The following is a 4,259-nucleotide window of genomic DNA, read 5'->3' as shown; positions in this document are numbered from 1 at the left end:
CTCTAATAAGTTAAAGTCTTGGAAAATGAACCCTAATTTTTGCGAACGGAAATCAGAAAGTTCACCCTGTTTCATCTTTGTAATATCCGCACCGGCAATTTCAACAACACCGCCTGTTGCTTTATCTAATGTTGAAATTACATTTAGTAACGTTGTTTTCCCTGAACCAGATGGTCCCATAATTCCAACAAATTCCCCCTCTTGAATCGAGAACGACACACCTTTTAATGCGTGTGATTGGTTTTCCCCTTTTTTACCGTATACTTTTTGAACGTCTTTAACGACTACAACTGGTTTGTTCATATATATCCCCCTACACTCTCTTTTTTCCTATTCTATATTTTTATTAACCTTATATTCGCCTAACATCTTTGTAAGGTAAACGAAACGGCTCGATATGTTATTTTAAAGTATCTCAAAAGACGATATTAAAGATATGTAATTTTTCCAACACTCGCATTTGAATCTGGATTTAAAAATGTTTTAGATACACTTCTTACCGTTACACTAACTGGTATCCTAACTTCCAATATCAATAATAATATTTCTATGACATTTCAAGCAGGTGACTGTATTTCATTAAAAGTAACTACAGGAAGCTCTAATGCTACAACAGATAATGTAGTACAAGTTGATATTTTTTAATGTTCTATGGTATCTAAATAAGCGAGAAATTGTACGCTATATAAAACAGTAAAATAAATATCCGATCCCTTAGCGTACAAGGAACCGGATATTTTGTGTCTAAATTGTATCCGAATGTACAATTTTCTTTCTTTGATATGGTGACGCCTATTAGTTTAACTTTGGGCTATAAAAGCAGTTTAATTGTTATATTTTCAGTTACATAATCACGAGTGATAGAAATATCTTTAAACTTACGGTAAATCTAAACTTAACACGGAAGGAATATCAGGGTTATTTAAACGTAATAATTCAAAGCCTATACCCGAAGTTCCGATCATGAATCCTAAGATATTTACATCGCCGTGTTGATCTAAATTCCACTGTTCATTCTCTTCTTTTTGTTTTAATACATGTTTACCGATTTCTCTTGAGATTTCTATATACTCATTATTTTTTGTAAATTGAGCATAAGTTAAAAGAAAATCAAGATTTCCAAAGTCACCATGGCATAAGGTATTACTAGTACCAAATCCTTTAGTCATGAGTACATTAATACATTTTTGTAAATCACCGCTAATATTAGTATTTGCAATAATTTGAGACATCATTAATCTACTTATGCCTATTCCACCGGCCCCATGACACCAAAATGCTGGCGCGTCAAAGCTTTCATTTTCTCTTAAATCTAACCAATTATCTTGATTATCATTTACTTTGCTATTTTCATAATCTAATATTTCTAATATATCCTTTTGTAAGTGATTCTGATTCATTTTATAAGCATATTCTAGTAATGGCCAAGCGTATCCAGAAGCACCATGTGCTAATCCAGTGAGCAAGGTATTATTCTTTATTTGTTCAGAAGCCTGATTTAATAATTTCTGGGATATTAAATCGCAAATAGGTTTTAATTCAGTAAAATTAAACTTTTCATATAGTCGGACTAATACAAGAAGGGAACCACTTAATCCACCTACAAAATCATATGTGGTCTCATTTTCAATTAATAGCGAATCAATTTTATTGATATATTCTCTAGATTGATTAATGAGTTTTTGATCGCCCCAAATTTTTCCTAAATAAGCGTATACGTATGAAAGGGAGCTATACCCTGAAAATGCTGAAGTCGATTGTAATTTTGTATGAGCTAACTTATTTTCAATATAATTCAATCCAGCAACAGCATATTTCTTATATTTTTCATCATTAGTTTCTTTTGCTAGTACTCCAAGGAATAGTACTATTCCTAAGCTACCGTTATATAAATCAATACTTATAGGGGATAATTTAAATTGTTCATTATTATCTAAGTTAAGCCCAAACCACAATGCATCTTTGAAATTATCACCTACAATAGCACGATTCACTATTTCATCGCCTATTTTTTTTGCTTCATTCAGAAATTGATCTTTTTGATATTCTTTGGTATCTAAAAGACTCTTTTCAACCTCTTTATAGCCGTACGGAGTGTATTCTTTTTGTTCGTTTGTAGCAATTGCGCCAAGAGATTGCTTTATAAATTCTACTTGTTGATCATGATCTAGGTCACTTAATTTATTTAGCTTTTCTTTTATTTCATCTATCGAAGTTTTTTCGAAAAAGTCTTTAATTTCGATTTTATCTGAACTAAATAAACTTGTTGAACCAACTTTGAAGGTAAAGTAAGGTATATCAGTTCTTAAAAGGTCTTGTATTTCATACTTTGCAATTCGGCTGAATTTCGGTTGATGGTTAATACCATGCCATAGATAATAAAATAAGCCTTCTCTATCAATTCCATTTTTTAAGTAATTAGGATGAATACTTGCCGATACAAATCTTGCATACGCCTCAGTCGCTCTGAAAACTTGTCTTGCAAAGGTATTTTTAAACGAGTATAAAGGCCCATTATCTAATGTGAATTCTTTCTTATTATTTAATATTAATTTATACATATCCGTGAACCCATTAATAATTTCTTCAATATAATCACTAGCATTTGTTTTCTTTTGTTTAATTCGTGGGGTATTATTGAATTCTTTTAATTTAACTTTTTGTTTAACCATTTTAATCTGATCACTATATACATTATCCAATGCATTTACTGCAGAAGGCTCTACTTCTAGTTCACCACTTATTCCTAAACCGCTTAGATCATAATCAATAAGAGGATCATCACTGAATTTTACAGGCAGCATTAACGATTGAAAAACAGAATCTTTAATGTTTAATGATAATTTTAAAAAAGCACTTTTATTATCTGTTAGTTCATTATTAAATTCAATTGAATTACTAAATAGTGTTTCTAGGTCTATAAATATAGGATACTCACCATCAGCAATAATATTTTCATGGTGGAAATCTGTAGAATTTAGTATATAAAATAAAGCAATATATCCACCTTGTCTATAATAGAAGTTTTCAACTTCCTGCGGGGTATTACACTCACTTCCTGAAATAAACTCCTGATATCCATATTCATCTCGACTTAATACTGTTAAGTTTTTTAATGGTTTTTTAAATCCTTTTTTATTAATCCAAATTAATAGTTCATTAAATAGTTCATCTGTTTTTAACGAGCGAGGTTTATATACTAATTTCCCTTTATTATTAAAGTTTAGCATAGCTACAGTTCTTCCATTTTGGTGAGTGTCACCCGCGCCCAAGTCAATTGATGTTAAAATGTTGAAATCTCCACCAAAAATTTCAACTAGTTGATCTCGATCTTCCGCATAATGATAGACTATCTCAAACATTGCATCTACAGTACTATGCACAGTTTCTACCATTAGTCTTACCATTACAGGATAAGAGTTAAATAGGTTCTGGATATACTCTTTATCTTGAAGAAATTCATTAATAAAGCTAGCATATCTTTCCTTTTCAGTCTCACCACTTAGTAAATCACCAGTTCTCGCCATATTAATCTCTGTTATTAATACTTTTAATCCAATTTGGCCAATTCTATCAGCTACAGTTAATAGAATACTTTTTGTAATGTTTTCTATATTAATAGAGAATATTTTTTCTTCATGAACCCCTTTAAATTTATTTGATATTACTTCCAAACTATAGTTAAAGAATGGAACATAAAATGCGAAAAATGGAATGTTTTCAAATCCCTCTAAATATTCGATATCTTTATTGTAATATGTATTATCATTTATTAATTTGTTGACAATAGCGATCCATTCTAAAGAAGTATTTAACTCAGGATTCTCTTTGTTTGATAAAACAGTTTTGAAATATTCTAACTCTATATTGTTTTCCTGAATTAGAGTATCAATAATTGATTTATTTAATCCTGTCTTACTTAACCATTTCTGATATCGCTCTTCATCAAATGTATTTTCTTTATTTTCTCTTTCTAATAAATATGTGCCATGTTGTAACGTCATATAGCATTCTCCTTCAACGTATTTTTATAACATGTTTCAGCAATAAAACAAATATCCATTAAAATTTATACCAATGTACTAATATAAATAAACGAGTAAACTGAAGTGATAGATTCTTTAAGAGTTTATAAATATAACGTTGCTTATCGTATTTATAAAATTTTTTTCTAACATCAGAATAACTCTCTTTTAACTAATCGAATTTCTATATCTATAATGTACGTTTTAATTTATGTTAATAACAATTAGTAAAAT

Annotated in this window: 2 protein-coding genes; both read right to left on the bottom strand. The window is 29.7% G+C overall.

The window, feature by feature from the left end; all coding sequences use genetic code 11:
• A partial coding sequence (locus GFJ36_RS28660) for an ATP-binding cassette domain-containing protein (protein ID WP_157349846.1) occupies nt 1-303 on the bottom strand: 303 nt, incomplete at its 3' end.
• 575 nt (nt 304-878) lie between these two features.
• On the bottom strand, nt 879-4,004 hold the full coding sequence (locus GFJ36_RS28655) for a type 2 lanthipeptide synthetase LanM family protein (protein WP_097889984.1): 3,126 nt from the start codon (nt 4,002-4,004) through the stop codon (nt 879-881).
• Nucleotides 4,005-4,259: the final 255 nt, after the last annotated feature.

This window comes from Bacillus sp. EE-W1, from assembly GCF_009760835.1.
Taxonomy (GTDB): domain Bacteria; phylum Bacillota; class Bacilli; order Bacillales; family Bacillaceae_G; genus Bacillus_A; species Bacillus_A wiedmannii.
This window is presented reverse-complemented; position numbering and strand designations above follow the sequence as displayed.